Raw genomic sequence first — 19,921 nt, 5'->3', positions numbered from 1 at the left:
TTATTTAGGAGGGTGAATCACTGACGCTACATCCCCAGGAATATACGTAACCGTCCAAGTTTTTAATGGTCCGGGATTTTGATCGTAAATTAACAGTTGATTATGGCCAAGGAGTTTTCCAATCACCCCGGTATGACCGTATAAAGGATCAGTCAACCACGCCCCCATATTCGCTCCATTGCGGAAATTAATAATGTCACCCGGGCGCATGTCCCGATAACTTGGATTACGTACAACTTGCCAATGCCATTGTGCCCATGGATAATCTTCACCAATCGCACTGGCACTAATTCCATTACGTAAAATAATGGCCGGGTTAATACTATGGGCATAATACGCAGGAACCGCGTAGCACTCTCCCGGGTCACCACCAAACTCACCACTAACCGGTTGGCCTAACAGTTTATCTAATACTGCTAAACCAGCTCCCCCACCACCAATCGGGCCATAGCCCCCGGGTGGTTTCGGTGTGCCACCATGGGTATCAATCCAATGGTCTAGTTTTTCCGCCACTGTTGCGCGCGGTTTTCCAGCATTCAACGCGGTCCAATACACAAATTGACCTGGTTTTAAGCTGTTTTGGTGATAGGCCTGTGCTCGTTCATCCATAATCGCAATGGTTCGGTTACCAAAGTTATCAATTTGTGAATTTCGAAATTCTGTTACGGCCCGGGTATTATCCCAGGCCGCCCCCTGATTCGGATCATTATCCACTGCGCCATAACCAAATAAATTTGATTTAGGAAATTGACGCGCCACACCGGCAGTTCCAAACGAGGATTCCATTTGGGCAAAAGCCACTAACATCCGGACGTCGATCCCTGAACTTGCTTGTAAACGCAAAAACTCTTTACCGGTGGCGCGTTCATCAACGCTAAAACCTTCACTTTGAATAAAACTATCAATTTGTTCCGCTTTGATTCCATATCGTTGTGCCAACAGTGACGAATGATAGGCGTCTTTACCATCCCAATGTTCCACATACATCGTTCCCCCTTCTGATCCGGTATTGCTTTGACTAGTCATCATGAAGAGGATTCCCAAAAATAAAAAAAGAATCAAGACGAAGCCCGCGATCAACCATCCTAACGGATTACTAGTGGTAAAGGTACCGATTGCTCGGATAATTCCTTGTATAAATGCTTGTCGGACTTGGCGAGCCGTTTGAATGGCTTTTTGTCGTGACCAAAAATTTCTTTTTATCACTCGGTTAGTCAACTTTTGCGTTTTTTTTACCCCTTGTCCGCCGGAAAAACGCCAACTATCCAATTTTCCATGGGTTACCGACTGCGCATATTTTTGATTTTTCGTCACAAAGCCATGGACCTTTTGGGTCGTTTTAAACAGGTGCTCACTATTTTTTACGCCACTTTGAAATTGTTCTAGCCCTTCAGTATCTTCCTCTTGTCCTAGAATAGTAATGCTTTGATTGATTAACTGTTTTTTCCCGGCCGTTTTCAGCGAGGAGCCCCAAGAATTTCCTGGAAGCTCTTGTTTGTTCTTTTTCTTACCAAGTGGGCTACCATTCCTTACCAGCATTGGCTTGTTTGACCGGAGCTGCTGGTTTTGTTGCTCAATAACCTTGCGCTTATTGCTAGCTAATCTAAAACGCCTTGGGGATGATTGATTCTTATTCTTTAAAGGATTACTTGCTTTTTCATCTAGTGTGTATCGGATGTTTTTATTTTGTTGAAATTTAGCCTCGGACGGGTGTTTCGTCGGTTGAGTTTTTTGGTCAGCGGTCGTTTCTTTATCCGAAGCTAACGCTTGTTTCATGGTTGTCTCGTGGCCGGTTACTAAGACTTTTCCTGCTGCCCTTAAAGGGTTAACATTAGGCGTTAGTTTTTTAGCAGACTTCCCATTGGCACTTGCCCCTGGATAACGGGCTGAGCCATAGGCAGCTTTTTGTTTAAATTTCGCGATCGTCCCCGCCCGAATGGTTAACTGCTTACGTTCGACCTTAAAGCGTGGGCCTTGTTTCGCTGTAAAGCGCTCCTTCGTCGTTTCCCTAGTCTTCATAACTCGTATCCATTAACTCAAATAATTTGGTGTTTTGGGGAATCAGATTTGAAAAAGGAATCACCTGTCCACCCGCAATAATTAATCCTGTCCCAACCTTTGTATTTTCTAAATACATGGCTTGTTTTTCAGTCAATTTAAACCGCTCAACCAACGCTTCTAACACTTCCCCTTTTTGTTCAAGCAATACTAAAAAATCCGAATTAAACAGAATAGAACGTCCTTCTAAGGTCGATAACATCGTTTCCGCTGATTGCGTCATAAAAGTCGGACACCCTCTATACTTACGAATACGGGCGTAAATTTCGGCCGCTTGTGCTCGTAAAATGGTTGGTTGATTAGGATTAATAATTACTTGGAATTCGTCAATGTACACATACGTTTCTATTCCTTTGGCCCGATTCTCAACTACCTTATTCCAGACACGATCCAAAATAGCTAAATAACCAAAGGTCTTCATTTCATTTTTTAGTAAATACATGTCATAAATCGTTAAATTACTATTTGCATTCACGTTGGTTGCTTTCGCAAACATATTCAGTGACCCTTTAACATACAAACGTAATCCTTCTAACAATTCCTGTGCAGCACCACTTGTATCTCTACTTAACACGTCGTACCATTCCTGCAATGTTGGCGTCTCATATTCCTTAAAGGTTTGAATCGTGACCTCATCAATAATAGAACGTTGGGTAGACGAGATTGTGCCTAGTTGGTTTGTAATCAAGCTAATTAAAAAGTTTGATTTAATAGCCACTGGATCGTCGCCCACTTTCATCGCATCTGGATCGGCTAATTCAAGAATATTAATGGACGTATCACTCCCCGGCGCCACCGTTACAACTTCTCCATTTAAAAAATCTGCCAACGGCATATATTCCCGTTCAATGTCTAAAATAATAATCTCTGCTTTAGGGTTTCTTAACATGGTCGCAATGATCTCACTTTTTGCCGCAAAAGATTTCCCACCACCTGATACCGCCAAAAACCCACCATTGGCATTCTTCAGCTCACGCCCCATGCGATTGATTAAGATATTATTTTTAGAAAGCTGGTTAATGCCATAATACGTACCATTTTGATGGTGCACATCTTGGCTGGTAAAGGGACTATTAATGGAAATGTTCGGCGTAATTAAGTCCCGTAAAAACACCCGTTCAAAATCCAGGTAGTTTTTACCTAACGGTAAACTAGCATTTAAAGCCTGTTCTTGGGTTAAATACAAGGGCTCAAAGACAGCCCCAAATTTTTCTCCCACCGCTTTGACCTTATCCACTTGATAACGCAAAGCTTCTTTAGATTCATCCCACACGTACACTAAGAACGTAGACGCCATCTGTTTGTCGCCCGTTTCTTCTACAAATTCAATTTGTTCGTTCACGTCATTGTGCAGCTCTTTGATCGTTCGAGCAATTCGTTCAGGGGAAGAACCATTCCGACTGGCTTTTTGTTCTTGCTTGATCACATCAGCTTCAATGTTGGTCGCTTCCGTTCGTAATTTTTGGGTCGTTTTAGCAATGGAATAGGGGTGGGCATGAATGGTGATCACCATTTGCGTTTCAGCTTCTGTTAACTCTTTACACATTTTGTCGGAGAGATTGCGTGGGAAATCTCGTAAGTACAAGACTTGTCCATACTGTTCATCTAGTTGAAAATCTATTTTCCCTGGTTGTTTGAAATCCAATAAATTAGGCGCAATCAAATCTTTTGTGGTCCGACGACTGCGCGCAATATCTTGATAATTCCCATATAATGGTTTCCCTGGGCGCAAAATTTTGTTTAAGATTCGTAATCGTTCCATGCCATCTTGTCTCTCAAAGCTAGCTTTAATTCCCATTAGTTCATCCGCAAAGGCCTCACTAATATTTAATAGCTGTTTATTGGCACTTTGAACATTATCAGCAGTAGTTCCTAAGGTAATAAACCGTTCCACTTGCCAATTATTTCGACCAGCGTCATAGTTATCTGCTAGAATCTGATTTAATTCTTTTCTCAATACGTCCCCAGCATCGTTTTGTAAAGCATAGGCTGTTCTTTGCATGTACGCCCCCTTGGGGGTCTTCGTCACTAGTAACGTTAACTGAAATTGTTCCTTCTCTGATAACGAATTAATGGCTTTATTATACTGAGACAGAATATTCTTTTGTTGTTCGATATGAGCCGTTGTATAGTTAATCGCTCCTAAGGCGTAAGTTTTAGAATACTGCTGATCCACCACATGCATCAGTCCATCTTCAAAAAGTGCCGTATAGTACAACGAATTTTGCGTACTAGCAGCTGGTATTTTTTGTTTAGGTGGTTTTAACTTAGACTGTTTTAGTCTCTTTTGAGGTAGTTGCTTCTTTGATTTTTCGGTTTTTTTGGAAATCTTTCGCACGATATTTTTTCATTCCTTCCGCTTCTTTTTGATAGGTTCTAATTTGAATCGTCGTTTGAAATTTAATAAAAAGTTTCAACCAGGTGGGATAGGAGAAGCCATGCGGCTTATACATGGCATTACAAGCCACTAAACCTAACAATGGCAATAAAAGTAGCCGTAACAGCCACATGGGTAAAAACTGGAAAAAGATATTTGAAATATCACCGATTAAATAGAGCACTAGCCCCAGGATAAAGCCCCACTGCTTAAGGGTCAGTCCCCCGTAGGTATTTTCTTTTTTAGCAACATCTTTAAAAACTTTAATTTCCATTCTTTTACACTCCAAACATTTCCGAAGATTTTTTATGGGTCTGCCACAGAACAATGATAAAGACGATCGCTAAAATTAAGTTTTGATAAAACTGAACATCCGTATTCGTATCTAGCGGATTGCCTAACCCGGCTAAATTTATGGTGATTTGAGATAAGAAACGATACACCCCAAAAACCACCATGATTACAGCCGGCTGAAAGGCATACGCAGCCACCTTCTTTAAATAGGTTTTTCCAATATGGCTGTGTTCTTCTGACACAAAAGACGCCATCGGGATCGGCATTAAAGCCAACATCACATACAATTGGAAAAAGCGCAGTATCACGATTACCCACGTCATAAGAAAGGCTAACAAGGTGATTAAGGCCCCAATAATCATCAGTAAAAGTACCAAAATCCCCTTTCTTAAGGCCTCAGTTGGGTTCAAAAAGGCCCCCATTAAATCGCCAATCAAACTCATCATATCCGTTGACATTTCCACTTTGGGTAACACAAAGACATTAAAAGAATCATTGGCATGGTTGGCCACCAAATGGGCCAATCCCAAACCAATGACTAGAATAAAATGTAAAATGTAACTAGATAAGCCCACCATTAGGCCGCCTAAGGCCGCCCGAAAAGCCAAACCTTGAAACATTTTCAAGGTGACCAGGCCGCCATTGGAAGCATTGACTTTTTCAAACATGCGGGCAACTTCAATAATTAATAACAACCCCACCAGGTAATAGCCCACCGCACTAGTGGAACTCGTTACAATGGTATTGACCCAGTTCAATGCACTTTGGGAATATTCCCCCATACTCTGCGTCAGGGTATTGACTAAATCCATCGTTACTCGCCTCTTTCTTTCATGCTTATAATCCCGGAGGGTTCGCAAAGACGCCCGCAATCAACGTCCCAGCACCTAAGGTCAGGAGTAGTAACCCCCCGACAATTAACCAAGAGCCCTCCATTTTCCCAGTGGAATCTCCTTGTCGACCAGATTGAACCAGTTGGACAATGCCCCACACTGCCATTAATACGCCGCCGCCAGTAATCATCCATTGGATCCCACTAACAATCTTATTTCCAGCATCATTGGCATTCGTTTTCGTCGCTAATACTAGCGCATGTTGGGCAATATATAGTAAGTTTGTCTTCATTTGTTATTCTCCATTCATTGGTTTATTTTTGTCTTTTTTTCCTGTTCTTATCGCTAAGCCGCCCAATCAATATTGATGACTATAGGCGCTTCTTTGGACGTTTGTACATTGTCTTCAAACTTTTCTAAGCTATTTTTATAGCGTTTAATCTCATACCAGTTAGGGTCACCTTCTTTATGACCGAACTCCTTAGCATTTGGATGGTGCATATAATTGTATTTTGGGACTTTAAACATCGGAACCGAAGAAATCTTCACTAAGGCATACAGTCGATCTAATTCTCCCACTTCACTAACGGTTATCACTTCCCGTCCCATGGGTTCACTGCGAACCATGCCACGCTCGCGCTTCTTAACATAAATGGTCTTTTTTCCTGCCGCTTCAGAAAAATATTTCTGCGTAGTCGATTCCGTGGAACCCGATAGATAAACCCATGCATCACAATTACCAAAAAAAGATTCCCAGCTATCTTTATACATTTCCTTGATTTGGTTAATATTTTGAAGCATGATCGTAATACTCATTAATCGACTTCGAAAGACCGAGAGGGCTTGTTTAATATTGGGAACTTTACCGATATTACAAAATTCATCCATTAAGAATTGAATTGGGACAGTGGCTTCTCCGCCTAGTTCATTATCAATTTTGTATTCCAACGTTCGAAAGGCTAATAGGAAAATGAGTAGCGGTAAAAAATTAAAGGTATCATCTAGATCAGGAATTTTTAAGAAGACTGCGGTTTTTTCATCCACCCATTTTTCAATTTCCAAGTTATCATCTTTAATGAACTCTTTTACCTGAGCCAAATCAAATAATGAAAAACGAGTAATGGTAATCGCCAAGACACTATCCCGCGTTTTGCCTTCAAAGTTACGGAGGAAGTTTTGCCATTGCAGATACGCAAAATTTCCTTCACCAAATTCTTTGGCAAACTTTTCAAACATGAATTCCAACGGACTCGCAGCATTCGGATTTTCTCGTTTTAACAAGCGAATCAACATGCCAATTTGAGCCAAGTTCGGCATACCCCCGTCTCCTTTGACTTCTTCGGAACCTTTTTTTCCACCACGATAGCGATAATAGAGATAAGCAAATAACGCCGTAATTAACATTTCTTCGGAACGATCCCAAAAGGGCTCGCCTTTTTTCTCGTGTTCCGCATTGGTGGCTTCAATCAGGGCATTGATGACCTTTTTCAATGTGATCTCTTCTTTGACATACGCAAAGGGATTAAAGTGATCGGTATTAGTTAGCGTGTCAAAATCAAGCACTTTAATGGTATAACCATCGCTTTCCAACATTTTTCCCACCCGGTGGACGGTTTGTCCTTTGGGATCGGTTAAGACAAAACTTGAGTTTTTTTGGGCAATATTGGTCATAATATACGACGTGGTTTTCCAAGAGCCTGGACCACCAATAACAACGACATTGTTATTACGATTAAAACTAGGATTCTTCCCTACGTGAAAGTTTTTATAGCACCCGGCTCCAAGAATAATATTGTCTGCAAAGTTTTTTCGGTTACAAAAGCCTTTCATTTCTTTAGTAGTTCCCCAACGACCACTGCCATGTTCTTTGCCAGGCATATATTCTCGGGTATCCCGCACCAGATATGCCAGTCCTGCCGCTCCCATAACCATTCCACCAGCTAATAAAGCAGTGGAAGCGGTCGCGATATGAAACGGGTGCAACATCGTTTCTTGGGCTACTTGTAATGCCGCTATCAACCGTTCCCCTTCCGGGGCCTCAAGCGCTAGTTCAGCGGCACGATTAGCAATTAAGCCCCCCACACCGCCCAAAACTGCATACGGAAGAAAAGATTGTTTCTTCGTCATAATTCCATCCCATCCTTTAGGTCATCAAATAAAGAAATCTCTTTTAACGAATCTTGGGCCGTTTCAGCGACTTCTTTCGTTCCTTCCTTGATACTTGGGGCTCCTTGCTTCGTTTGAAGTTCTTCCTGTTTTTCTTGTATTTTTTCTTTGGTTTTATTTTGGGCCTGCTTGATTAATGCTTCAAAAGTTGGTTTCGTAACCGTCTCAGGATCCTCTAAAATCGTCTCCAGCGTCCGATTAATCGCTCGAGCGGCAATGTTGGCATCTTTCGCAAAAAAATGGAGCTCCCGCATTTGATCCGGAAGCTCCTTGATATGAAACTGTAAGCCATATTCAGTCATCATATTTTTTAATTGTTCGAGATTGAGGTCTCGATTTAATAGTTGGGGTTCAGCTAGCATTTTATTGGTTCCCATTAAGAACTCATACTCTTTTTCACCTGCTTGAATCAGTACTTTCTTCTCACAGTCACGAATAAGATCTATTCGTTGTTCACGTGGTAGTGCCATAAATTTTGTGGCTAATTCAGGTGCATCTGGTAAGCCTAGTTCCGCCCGTAAGTTAGAAAACTTCTGCCAATCATTCTCACGCAACGTTTGTTGATTTTTTTTGTGTTCTTTAGCTTTCGCAAATTGTTTCATCATAGAAAGCATTCGTACGACTTGATAGAGTTTTTGGGGCGTATTTTTGAAGATTATCTGATAGGCTTCTTGTTGGGATTGGCTCATTCGCTCGCCTCCTTGTAATTAGGAAAAGTTATTGCTTGATTAATAAATTTTCCTTGAAGTCTGTAATTTCTATGTTGATAAGTATTCCTGATTTCCGCTGCTATACTTTCAAATTGTTCTTCATCGCATTCGATCCTCCTTCCATAAGCCTAATAAAATAGGTGGGACACCTAAGTAATTTTAGTGTCCCACCTATAACTCATTCGCTTTCTTATTAAAATTATTTTTGTTGTGCTAAAAATTCTCTCAATGCATTGATTTGATCATTAAACTTAGCTATAAATACTGGTTGAATCATTCGTTCTTGTCTGATGGTCTCTTCTAAAAAATTAAGATAAGACTGAATGGCTAATTGTCCGTCTTCAGACTGGAGATTTTCACTTGGCAAGCGGTGAACTGCAGCCGCAAATTCGCCGAAAAACTGAATCTCATTCGGACTAATATCATCGAAAAAACAATACTCTCTAATGACTAGTGAAAAATCCTCATAAATTTGGCGAAACAATTCCTGACTCGTTTTAGCTTGCGTCATGTTTTTTCTTCCCTTCCTGCTACTTAAACGACATGCCTAAAAATCTGATGGTAATCGAACTGGGACCTGGTCTTCTTCGGTCTCATCTGTTTCGTTTGGTGGGACAACCCCTTCTAAATGCGCTTTTAACGCAATTAACAAGTTCTCTAGGGTCCGATTACTTAACGTCAGACCTTTTCCCATTCGTCCTTCTGGTGACCAAGAGCGTAAGTCATAGACCGGTTCACGACCATCATAGGACACTTTATTTAATTCAACGGTCCAACCTTTCCCATTACGATCTAACACGGCCAATTGTTCCGTCTTTTCAAACGCTAGTTTTTTCTGTTCCGTCGGTTGATTTTTTGTTAAGTCCAGTACCATCACCAATTCCTCCTTTGAAATAAGTACCAATTAACCGATAGCAGTGATCAATTGGCACTTTCTATCCTCTTTTAAAGCTGATTAAGCACTTATTTTCTTAATCTCCATCTACGGTAGTGTCGAAGCAACCAGTCACGCTTCCAGCAATAGAGCACGCCAACTAAAAGAACACCCCCTGCCATTCTTACCCACGGACGACTTAAATATTCTCCCGTTTGAGGTAGAATGGATGGGATTGGAACAGCAATGGTTAAAGTTTCTTTCTTATTGGTTAAGTCTGAATGATCGGCAATCACATGGCCTTTCTCATTCTTCAACTGTCCGGTCCATACGTAATACACACCATTGGTGTCTTTGGTAGTATCTATTATAGCCGTAACTTCTTTTTCTAACACGTTTTTTCCTGCTTTAAAGTCAAAATTATTTTTATGAACGACGGTGTCTTCTTTTCCTTCTATTCGGTGCAATTGATACTCATAGCGATACGAGCTACCCACTACCAATCGTTCCAATAAGATCTTATCCGCAACTTTGGTCTCTTTTTTGGCCTCAATACGTTGCGTCTTTCCATCACCGTTGTGCGCTTGGGTAGTAATGGTTGGAACGCTGACAGTTAGGGTTTCTTTTTTATTGGTTACATCCGAATGGTTGGCAACAACATGTTTTTTCTCATTCTTTAGTTGCCCGGTCCACACATAATACACCCCATCAATGTCTTTTGACGTATCAATCGTAGCCGTAACCTCTTTTTCTAACGACGTTTGTTTGGCGGTAAACGCAAAGTTAGCTTTATGAACAGTGGTATCTTTTTTCCCTTCTATTCGGTGCAACTGATACTCATAATCGTACTCACCAGCTACTACTAAACGCTCGAAATGGATCTTGTCTATTACTTTCGTTTCTTTTTGGGCTTCTATAATTTGTGTTTTCCCGTCCCCGTCACGAGCTTGGGTATCAATTACTGGGATACTTACCGTTAACGTTTCTTCTTTGTTGGTTAAGTCGGAATGATCCGCTAGGACATGGTTTTTATCATTCTTCAAGCGACCAGTCCACACATAGTATACCCCGTCAGTATCTTTTGACGTATCAATTGGCGCCGTGACTTCTTTTTCTAACGTCGTTTGTTCGGCTTTAAAATCAAAACTAGCCTTATGAACAATCGTATCCTTTTCACCATCCATCCGGTGTAATTGATAGTCATAGTGATAAGTTTCAGCTACTACTAAACGCTCGAACAAAATTTTATCTACTGCTTGGGCCTCTTTTTGGGCTTCTAGGATTTGCGTTTTCCCGTCCCCGTCACGAGCTTTAGTAGTAATCGTGGGAATACTTACCGTTACTATTTCCGTTTGGTCTTTTAAGTTGGAATGATCCGCTAATAAGTTGCCTTCATCGTCTTTCAATTGTTCCGTCCATACATAATAGACGCCGTCGGCATCTTCTGACGTATCAATGGTCGTCTTCACTTCTTTTTTCAACGTTGTTTTTTCCGCTTGAAATTCAAAGGAATCGTTATACAAGACTTGATCCTTTTCTCCCTCTATCCGGTGTAACTGTAAATCATAGTGGTAATGATCGCCAATAGTTAACCCAGTAAGAGAAAGTTGATCATAAACGAGCGTTCCTGGTTGCGCTTCTAAGACTTGACTTTTCCCGTTACCCGTATGGGTTTGGGTCGCAATGAGTGGTGTATCCTTCGCCACAACCATAATTGTTTGACTGGCATCATTGATATCATCATGTTTAATCACTAATTGTGTATGTTCAGGGTCTTGATAGACATATTCTAAATAAACTAACTCATGACCAGCCACTTCTTTTGTGTTTAACGCTTGTTTGATTCGCCAAGAATCAGCTGTACCCGCACTAGCCACTCGTTGTTTAGATTCTGTTTCTAAAAGAACTTGATTCGCTGTTTTATCCATTACTTTTGTGACCAGGTAATAAGGGCCCGCATGTAAATTTTGATAAAACACTTCTTCCACGGTCGTCACTTTTTCACCCGCATAGGCTTGTTTCTCCCCATTATCATAAGTAGCCGTACTCCAAAGAGCCGGATATTTTACTTTCATGGTTTGTTCAATACTGTCTGGTTCCTCATGGGTAACAATTACTCGTCCCTTATCATCAGAAAGACGCGCAAAAGAAGTCAGTTGTTTGACTGTAGCGGCATCTAATTTAGACGCATCAAATTCATAAGTCACATTGACAGTGCCTTTTCCTCTTTTCGGAGTAAATGTCGTGGTGGCTGTAATAGCTTTTTCATCTATTTGAACCGGTTCCCCATTTAAGGTTAAGGTGGCTTCCGCTTGAACGGTTTTACCAATAAAACTATCTAAGTGCCGATAGGAAAGCTGATCTGTCAATTTCACTACCCCGTCGGCATACAGAATTTTCCCTTCGTTTTCATCGGTTAACGTCGATTCCAATTCAGGAATCTGAATACTGTCATCAAATAAAAAGAGCTTGTTTAGGTTAATGATATTAGACCCCTTATTGATGGTATCCTCTGATACTGTCAGGGTTTTAATGGGTTCATTCTGACCTTTTTCTGTGATGGTAAATTGATAAGCTTGTAGGCCTTCATCATACGACGAATGTACGACTAATGGCGCAATTGTTTTGAAGCCCGCTGGGGCTTGAACTTCATTTAATTCATAGTCCCCATACACGATATTGTTAAACGAAAAAGCCCCGTCATACCCTTGGGCATCGGTGACTGTAGTCACTTTTTGTCGTTTTCCTTTGGTTGGTTCAAGCGGGGTTAAGGTGAAACCAAGGCCATTATAACCGCTTTGTGCCGAACCATTTTTAGACGTAACATACTTAAACCCACTAAAATTGAATTTAATGACGTTTTCTTTGGACGTAGCTTCAGCTACAACAACTGGGGTATCTTGATTCTGATACGTTAAAGCCACCTCATAAGGCGTTTTATCGATCTGATAACCAACTGGAGCTTTGGTTTCTTGCCAGCGATAATGGTTGAGGGCTAAATGATCCACTACAATAGCCGCTGTTTTTTCATCTAAACGTACCGTCACATGCTCATCATTCACTTTGGTTCCAGTCACTAGTTTAGGGTGATACGCTTCGCTCCATTTAACCGGTGTCCCGTCATCATGATACAACGTATATTCCGCTCCAGTAAACGTTGCTCGGCCTTGGGGTTCATTACCCGTTTCTGCATCTTGTTTGATAAGAGTAGTTCGTCCAGTCGTTTCTTGATTTTTACCAACTGCCGGTTTCACTACTAAGGGAACTGTTTGTCCGGCATAGGTTAAATCCACTTTGACTGGTTCAAAGCTTTTGACAAATCCGGGACTAGCCTTACTTTCAACTACAAAGTAAGTTCCTAGTTCTAACGCATTGGGACTATCCGCCGGCGTTTCAGCTTTACCATGGGCATCGGTTTTTAAGGTCTTTACAATTGGTCCAGTCACACTATCCTTCCGGATTTGGAATTCATTTCCAGCGAGTGTATAGTTACTGTTCCATAAAGTAGTCCCTGATTCTGTCCCTTGTTTTTCTAGCTTGATTTGGCCTTTTTGTCGTAAATTGTTTGACGTTACTTCAACAGTTTCACCCGCAATAATTTTGGCCTTTAAGGGGGTTTTATCAATCGTATACGGAGCTGGCACTGACTTTTCAACCACGGTTACTTCAGTATCATGAAGCGCTACGTCTTTCACCGTCACCGTACCGTCAGCCCCCGTGATAACGTCTCTATTGGGAGACTTGTCACTAAAAGACAGAGTAAAGGTCGTATTCGGTACCAACGCCCCGCTTTCCTTATCACGCTTAACAATTTTTAAGTCCCCCTTTTTTATAACTACCAGCTTAATTTGAAAAGCGTTAGGGTCATCAATTGCGCCAGCCACAACGGTTTGTTGGCCCGCTTTTTTATAAGCAACGGGTGTCCCTTTATCCATTGATTTACTAATACCTAAGGTGCCGTTTAAATTAGAGTCTTTCGTCGGTGTAATGGTTAACGTATTCCCACTAATTTTCCAATCTACATTAGCCGGATTTTTGACATTAGCTAATGTATCAAAACGAAACAGTCCCGCATCATTGGTATCTGTCAAAGTAACTGATTCGCCTAGTTTGGCTTTCACCGTTTGATTGTTAAAACTTGGTTGCTTTTTATAATTTGTCACGATCGTATTAATTTTTTCTTTGATTAAGCCGTAATTCGCCATCAAACTACCATCCGGCTTAGTAATAGAAGTGATCCTTTTTCCGTTCACTTCTTCCCACATAATGGCTTGCGCAACTACTTGCGTATCCATGTCTGTACCCGCGTATTTCCATAATACACTAGTAAATTTAGCTTTCGCATTCATGGCTGGTAATGGATTGGCCTCATAGCCTAGTGTTACTGGATTGTAAATGACAACGCCCGGCTCGATACAAAAAACTGGTTGTCGTACATTGTCATACACCGCAAACAAGCCCGTAGACACATCATAAAAGGGTGTGCCATCGGCATTCGCTCCTCGAAACGTATAGAGTTGGTTGATATCCCACTCAATTGTCACTGCTTTAGGAAAAGACAAGTCAGCGTGTGCTATAACGGGCATAAGTCCCACTAGCAAGAGTTGAATAACCGCTAGTAAGCGTAGCCAAACTCTCTTATTAAATTGCTTTTGTCTCTTATTCATGTGAACCTCCTTTTGATTCTTTGTTTTATGTTTTCATCAGGTGGTGCTCTGACTTTTCTCACATTTTAATCTGCCTCCTTTAGCAAAAAAACAGCCTCCAATTGGAAGCTGTTCCTCTCATTCGTTAATATTAAGTTTTAATATGGTTGAATATAGCCATTGTAAAATATCTAACCCATTAATTCTTCACTACCTACTGGAAACTATGCCTTGATCCAACCATTAGAAATGTCTAAAGTATGCGCTGATTGTGCTGGTGTTTCTTTTGATTTATATATGACCAAAGACCTTCGCAAAGTACATATTTTCGCCTTGCTATGAATCCATATCTGATGATATACCATGGGCTTAATCATAAAGCTAACAATCACCAACTTGTGCTAGGTTACTATTTCTTTAGATAAGTCCAAGTCCCCCAAAAGAAGTTACCTGCTTTCCCATTAGAAAAGTCTTGTAGTACTTGAATCTGGTAGTATGTTCGCCAACGAAACATTCTAGTCTCATTGGTTCGATATTTCTTTAATATAATCCTATCTCCTAGCCTCTCTTCATTTTTACTTACTATGTTCTTATTGTTATTAATAATATATTGGAAAATACTCTCTTATGATCTAAGTAAAATAAGAATATTTCCGTTACCACTAGAGTAATGACTATTAATAATTGAAGACTAAAACTGTATTTCAAGTTTTACTTTAAAAAATAACAACTACTATTGATGCTAAGACAGCCACTAGTACCACTATACTATTATTCAGTTTTATATCCTCAGAATTGTACATTACTTAAGCTTCACTATTTATCTAACTAATTAGAAGTTTCAACAGCCTTTTGTTCACTACTAAACGATCACATGCCTTTCATACAATTATATTAATATCTTTTTCAGTTGAAATCGTAGATGCTATCTCGATACACTGAATCCGTTTACTTAACACTAGACAAACTATGTGAGAAGTCTAAGTAACTTAGTAAAAATATTGCTTACCCATTTTTTGTTCATTGATTGCAGTTTCATATCGCGGTAGTTTTTTTATTTGGCATAATTCAAACGAGATAGGTCCTTCTTTTTAAAACTACATTAAACTGAAAGCATATTTCAATTATCTCAATAACTACTACTTTCATACTTTAGCGTCTTTTTTTACCTGCTTCCTTGGTTAATAACTTTTACCATTCCAAAGTTTAATAAACTTTCAGAATTATTCATATCAATTTTCTTCTAATATTGTTATAATTTTTCTAAATACTGCATGATTATAAAATTCATTAGGAGGTTACTATCTTGAAACTAACAACTATTCAAAATTGGACAATTGAATCAAAAAACTTAAACTTCTCCGTTTTAACTAGTAAAAATGAAGTGTGTATTAAATCTGTATCCGCAGATAAAAACGAACTTTTCTATGGAGAACTTAAAGAAAACTCGGTCTCAATTTACTCACTTGATTGTTATCAAGTTCATATTGAAATCGATACTGAGTACAAGACTATTAAATTATCTAGTATCGAATATGGGGAGTAATATTCATCGATAAACATTCACTATTGAGTTGGCTTTTTCATTTTATAGTGATGAAAAGACTATCAGTTGCTTTTTCTTAAAAGCTTTATTTCATCTAATTCTATCAGTGCGTACCTACTAAATATTAACAAGATTAGGAGTAGTTCACTAAAATTTCTTTTTTCTACAAATTTTTCTTCATATTTTACTAATAAGCTTTGCATGTGCCTAAAAGACCGCTAAATTTTGATCGACATGGCATCTCTTGGCGGAAAACAAGGGTTCTAACACTTGCAGCGTGCGGTCCGCTGCTTTTTACGTTATAGTTTTTGCTTGCTTAATAATTTATTAGACCATTTTTTTAATAGTTGTCTCTTTATCGATTCGGCGTCTGTTATGTTTAACCTAGCTACCAATGCTTGCTATTTCCTTCATTATTCTATGATATTTTTTTAGTGAGATTAATCGATTCTTTAGACAAGAAACGGCTCATGCAATCTACTAAAGTAATTTGAGAGAATCCTCTAAAATACCAAATGAAAATGGCTAATTATATTCTTTTTTAAACCCGCGTTGTCTCTACTTTCCACATTTTTCCTCGCGTGATAGGTAATATCAATCATTTAAGCTACATCCTCTATACTCGGACTTAAAACAGCGGTTTATTTTATGGGTTTGCTTTTTTACGTTCTTCAAAAGTAATGGAAAAATTATCATTTAGTGTATCTATATTTTTAGTATCTAATACTGAATTATTTAATTCACGTATTGATTTTCATATTGAATCATCAGTATTTTCACCGAATATTATTTTCATACCATTATTCCTATAAATGTTTCTAGCTCTTTTTAATAAATCACTGATCTTTTTGTAAAAGTAGACCGAAATCTCCTAGCTTTTTCTAATTGCAATTGCTTTCTGTTTTCTATAATTCAACATATTACATAATTCTAAAACTGCATAAGCTAAATGAACATTTCTCTGTTCGTTAACCTGCAAATCCCAGCCTATATTTTAAGAGCAAATAAGCAAATTTTGCTGAATTATTTATAATAACGTATTTATATGAAATGATACAAACTTTTGGAAATTGATAATATAATTCGTAATACACCCGATAAATTCTAAATAATTAAATTCTGTTATAGGATAACCTTTTTACTTATAAAAAAATTTATAGAGGACGAAAAAGACTTCATAGTGATTTAAAATGCATCACTTGAAGTCTTTTTGAGTCTATTAGTTAATATTATCCTTCTTCTTTTTTTATACATATATTTAGAAATCATCTAACTTAAATACCATAAACTAAAAATTCTAAGCGAATATTTCCGATATATGAGTATTGAACAATACGATTAGTATTTGGTATATCCTTACCATTTTCATATCTATTCATCGACCATTTTGTAATAGGCGGTGAAAAAAACTTTCCAAAGTCTTCTCTTTCTAAACGATAATCCCTTCGAATCTTCCTGAATCTTAGTCCCATTCGGAAAGGATCCAACTTTTCAAATTGGTTAATTGTATTTCCACTTTTCAACATCTTGCTAAAAGTCTCTCCATACAAAATATAAGGAACAGTCACTTTCCCAAGATAGGCAACATTCATTAATCTTTCGATATCAGGAATATTCTTACCTTTTTCCCATCTATTCACAACATTCTTACCGGCTGGTCGAGTAAAGTTCTTACCAAATTTTTCCAATGTCTCACCTCGATTTTTCCGAATCTCTTGGATTCGTTTTCCCATCGCTAATTTATCGACAATGGGTAATTTAAATGAACCATCACTTTGTTTTATATCCATCAAAATTTCTTTACCATCATTAGAGAGAAATACAGTAATTTTTTGCTGTACATCCTTTGATGGCTTTCGACTACCGCTCAATATACGACTCATCAAAGGTTCATCAATTCCAATCTTTTGTGCTAACTGTTTACTTGTTAAACTGTTCTTTTCTTTGAAAGACAACAATGGATTTACTGTAGTTGTTACTAATTCAGTTTGATCACTCAGAAGTGTATCTACATTGAAAATTTCACTCAACACAGTATCAATATCCTTTGAGATTTTTCTTGTTCCTTTTTCATACTTTACTAAAGCGCTTTGTGATATGCCTGCTAAATCAGCCAACTTCTTTTGAGATAACTTTCGATCTTTCCTTAAAGTTTTAAGCAAATCACCACTTATATTTTCAGACATGAAAAAAGCACCTCCTCATGAGATGCTTTCATCATACGCTGACGGTTAAAAACCTTCAAGGAAAATATTCCATTTTTGACAATTTTTTTCAATCCGTGACAACCATATGACAGTTTAAATTTTTTTAAACGGGTAAACCACAGATTTCACACCACTCGAAAAGGCTTGTTTAATAAGGTTTTTCGTTAGAAACAAGCTATTTCGCGTTGTCTTGGTCATCCATTTTCAGAACCGCCATAAAGGCTTCTTGAGGAACTTCCACGGATCCAATTTGTTTCATCCGTTTCTTCCCTTCTTTTTGTTTCTCTAACAATTTACGTTTACGAGAAACATCGCCACCATAGCATTTAGCCAGTACGTTTTTGCGTAAGGCTTTAATATCTGAACGAGCCACAATTTTTTGACCAATCGCCGCTTGAACTGGGACTTCAAACTGTTGACGTGGAATTAGTTTTTTCAGTTTCTCAACAATCGCTTTACCACGCTCAAATGCGAAATCTCGGTGAACAATAAAGCTTAAAGCATCCACTTTTTCAGCATTTAATAGAATATCCATTTTTACTAGACGGCTGGTACGATAGCCAGCCATTTCGTAATCTAAGGATGCATAGCCTTTTGTACTTGATTTCAATTTATCGAAAAAGTCAAACACGATTTCAGATAACGGAATTTCATAAACTACGTTTACACGATAATCGTCTAAGTAATCCATTGTAATGAATTCGCCACGTTTACGTTGTGATAATTCCATTACTGCTCCTACATAATCGTTTGGCACCATGATTTGCGCTTTAACATAAGGTTCTTCCACAGATTCAATCGTTACTGGTTCTGGAAATTCAGCTGGGTTGTCAACAACAACGGTTGTTCCGTCAGTTTTATTAACGTGATAGATTACGGACGGTGCTGTTGTAATTAACTCTAAATTAAATTCTCGTTCCAAACGTTCCTGAACAACATCCATGTGCAGCAAACCTAAGAAACCACAACGGAAACCAAACCCTAAAGCTTGCGATGTTTCTGGTTCAAATTGTAACGCCGCATCATTTAATTGTAATTTTTCTAATGCTTCCCGTAAATCATTGTAGCGCGACGTATCAATTGGATATAAGCCACAATAAACCATTGGATTCATTTTGCGATAGCCTGGTAGTGCTTCTGCTGCTGGATTGTCGGCCAAAGTCACTGTATCCCCGACCCGTGTATCTTGAACCGTTTTAATGCTAGCGGTGATATAGCCCACATCACCAACCATTAAATAATCACGAGCGATTGGTTTCGGTGAAAAAACGCCGACTTCTGTTACATCAAACGTTTTACCGTTACTCATCATTTGGATTTTATCCCCAGGACGAACGACACCGTCAATTACACGGATGTTTAAAACGACCCCCCGATAACTATCGTAAATAGAGTCAAAAATCAAAGCCTTTAAAGGAGCCTCAATATCGCCTGATGGAGCTGGTACATACTCCACCACTTGTTCTAAAATATCTTCAATCCCAATCCCTGCTTTTGCACTTGCTAAAACAGCTTCCGATGCATCAATTCCAATTACGTCTTCAATCTCTGTCCGAACACGCTCTGGATCAGCGGCGGGTAAATCAATTTTATTAATAACAGGTAAAATTTCTAAGTCATTATCCAATGCCAAATAGACATTTGCTAGCGTTTGCGCTTCAATTCCTTGCGCCGCATCAACAACTAGAACAGCCCCTTCACAAGCTGCCAAGCTACGAGAAACTTCGTAGGTGAAATCGACGTGCCCTGGTGTGTCAATCAAATGGAAAGTATAGGTTTCACCATCTTTGGCTGTATAGTTTAATTCAATTGCGTTTAATTTGATGGTAATGCCGCGTTCTCTCTCTAAATCCATTGAATCAAGTAATTGATCTTGCATTTCTCGACTGCTAACTGTATTTGTTTTTTCCAAAATCCGGTCGGCTAAAGTTGACTTCCCATGGTCAATGTGGGCAATGATCGAGAAATTACGAATTTTCTCTTGTCTTGCTTTCATTTCTTTATTGTTCATTTTTTGCCTCATTTCTTTTAAGAAAAGCTAGCTCCCTGCTAGCTTCATCAATCAATTGTTATATTTTAGTTGCCTTTTTTATCAAATTATCATGTTTAAAGGTCTAGGATAATCAGCACTTTTCATTATACCAATTTTTGAAGAAGATTTAAAGCACTTCCCTTTTATTCTTTTGGTTTCGAAAGGCTAACAGAGTTTC

13 protein-coding genes are annotated in these 19,921 nt (G+C 38.9%); 1 reads left to right on the top strand and 12 read right to left on the bottom strand.

What is annotated here, in order from left to right; translation table 11 throughout:
- The 10 genes from IGI80_RS14025 to IGI80_RS13980 all read right to left on the bottom strand — a co-directional run bounded on the left by IGI80_RS14025 (position 1) and on the right by IGI80_RS13980 (position 13,979).
- A complete protein-coding gene (locus IGI80_RS14025; RefSeq protein WP_438722328.1) occupies positions 1-2,019 on the bottom strand; it encodes a CHAP domain-containing protein in 2,019 nt (672 codons plus the stop codon).
- Complete coding sequence (locus tag IGI80_RS14020) at positions 2,009-4,396, bottom strand: VirB4-like conjugal transfer ATPase, CD1110 family (protein WP_438722330.1); 2,388 nt, start codon at positions 4,394-4,396, stop codon at positions 2,009-2,011. The genes IGI80_RS14025 and IGI80_RS14020 overlap by 11 nt, the downstream gene beginning before the upstream one ends.
- Entirely contained in the window at positions 4,326-4,709 is a 384-nt protein-coding gene (locus IGI80_RS14015) for a PrgI family mobile element protein (RefSeq protein ID WP_438722331.1), read from the bottom strand. Before IGI80_RS14015 ends, IGI80_RS14020 begins: the two co-directional genes overlap by 71 nt.
- Before the next feature lie 4 nt (positions 4,710-4,713).
- Positions 4,714-5,541 (bottom strand): type IV secretion system protein, encoded by an 828-nt coding sequence (locus tag IGI80_RS14010; protein ID WP_438722332.1) that lies wholly within the window; start codon positions 5,539-5,541, stop codon positions 4,714-4,716.
- Between the two features lie 25 nt (positions 5,542-5,566).
- Positions 5,567-5,854, bottom strand: coding sequence for a hypothetical protein (locus IGI80_RS14005; protein ID WP_438722333.1), 288 nt, complete (start codon positions 5,852-5,854; stop codon positions 5,567-5,569).
- A 53-nt stretch (positions 5,855-5,907) separates the two neighbouring features.
- Entirely contained in the window at positions 5,908-7,689 is a 1,782-nt protein-coding gene (locus tag IGI80_RS14000; RefSeq protein WP_438722334.1) for a VirD4-like conjugal transfer protein, CD1115 family, read from the bottom strand.
- Positions 7,686-8,417, bottom strand: coding sequence for a hypothetical protein (locus tag IGI80_RS13995; RefSeq protein ID WP_438722335.1), 732 nt, complete (start codon positions 8,415-8,417; stop codon positions 7,686-7,688). The genes IGI80_RS14000 and IGI80_RS13995 overlap by 4 nt, the downstream gene beginning before the upstream one ends.
- Before the next feature lie 220 nt (positions 8,418-8,637).
- Positions 8,638-8,949: a hypothetical protein gene (locus IGI80_RS13990; protein ID WP_438722336.1), complete on the bottom strand. Its 312-nt coding sequence runs from the start codon at positions 8,947-8,949 to the stop codon at positions 8,638-8,640.
- 36 nt (positions 8,950-8,985) lie between these two features.
- Positions 8,986-9,312 carry a YdbC family protein gene (locus tag IGI80_RS13985; protein ID WP_438722337.1) on the bottom strand — a complete coding sequence of 109 codons (327 nt, stop codon included), beginning with the start codon at positions 9,310-9,312 and terminating at the stop codon, positions 8,986-8,988.
- A gap of 89 nt (positions 9,313-9,401) precedes the next feature.
- Positions 9,402-13,979, bottom strand: a complete 4,578-nt coding sequence (locus IGI80_RS13980) for a VaFE repeat-containing surface-anchored protein (protein WP_438723866.1) — start codon at positions 13,977-13,979, stop codon at positions 9,402-9,404.
- 1,285 nt (positions 13,980-15,264) lie between these two features.
- Between IGI80_RS13980 and IGI80_RS13975 the strand changes: the two genes are divergently transcribed.
- Positions 15,265-15,504, top strand: coding sequence for a hypothetical protein (locus IGI80_RS13975; protein ID WP_438723865.1), 240 nt, complete (start codon positions 15,265-15,267; stop codon positions 15,502-15,504).
- A gap of 1,274 nt (positions 15,505-16,778) precedes the next feature.
- Here IGI80_RS13975 and IGI80_RS13970 read toward each other — a convergent pair.
- A complete protein-coding gene (locus IGI80_RS13970; protein ID WP_438723864.1) occupies positions 16,779-17,690 on the bottom strand; it encodes a helix-turn-helix domain-containing protein in 912 nt (303 codons plus the stop codon).
- Between the two features lie 196 nt (positions 17,691-17,886).
- Positions 17,887-19,722 carry a translation elongation factor 4 gene (gene lepA / locus IGI80_RS13965; RefSeq protein WP_010708102.1) on the bottom strand — a complete coding sequence of 612 codons (1,836 nt, stop codon included), beginning with the start codon at positions 19,720-19,722 and terminating at the stop codon, positions 17,887-17,889.
- Positions 19,723-19,921: the final 199 nt, after the last annotated feature.

The organism is Enterococcus sp. DIV1420a (assembly GCF_051712165.1).
Classification (GTDB): Bacteria; Bacillota; Bacilli; order Lactobacillales; family Enterococcaceae; genus Enterococcus; species Enterococcus faecalis.
The sequence above is the reverse complement of the archived record's forward strand: the minus strand, read 5'-3'. Positions and strand labels throughout refer to the sequence as shown.

Bases quoted from the DNA above. Each gene is read 5' to 3' on its own strand.
- IGI80_RS14025 (WP_438722328.1), bottom strand. From the start codon at position 2,019: ATGAAGACTAGGGAAACGACGAAGGAGCGCTTTACAGCGAAACAAGGC.
- IGI80_RS14015 (WP_438722331.1), bottom strand. From the start codon at position 4,709: ATGGAAATTAAAGTTTTTAAAGATGTTGCTAAAAAAGAAAATACCTAC.
- IGI80_RS14010 (WP_438722332.1), bottom strand. From the start codon at position 5,541: ATGGATTTAGTCAATACCCTGACGCAGAGTATGGGGGAATATTCCCAA.
- IGI80_RS14005 (WP_438722333.1), bottom strand. From the start codon at position 5,854: ATGAAGACAAACTTACTATATATTGCCCAACATGCGCTAGTATTAGCG.
- IGI80_RS14000 (WP_438722334.1), bottom strand. From the start codon at position 7,689: ATGACGAAGAAACAATCTTTTCTTCCGTATGCAGTTTTGGGCGGTGTG.
- IGI80_RS13995 (WP_438722335.1), bottom strand. From the start codon at position 8,417: ATGAGCCAATCCCAACAAGAAGCCTATCAGATAATCTTCAAAAATACG.
- IGI80_RS13990 (WP_438722336.1), bottom strand. From the start codon at position 8,949: ATGACGCAAGCTAAAACGAGTCAGGAATTGTTTCGCCAAATTTATGAG.
- IGI80_RS13985 (WP_438722337.1), bottom strand. From the start codon at position 9,312: ATGGTACTGGACTTAACAAAAAATCAACCGACGGAACAGAAAAAACTA.
- IGI80_RS13980 (WP_438723866.1), bottom strand. From the start codon at position 13,979: ATGAATAAGAGACAAAAGCAATTTAATAAGAGAGTTTGGCTACGCTTA.
- IGI80_RS13970 (WP_438723864.1), bottom strand. From the start codon at position 17,690: ATGTCTGAAAATATAAGTGGTGATTTGCTTAAAACTTTAAGGAAAGAT.
- lepA (WP_010708102.1), bottom strand. From the start codon at position 19,722: ATGAACAATAAAGAAATGAAAGCAAGACAAGAGAAAATTCGTAATTTC.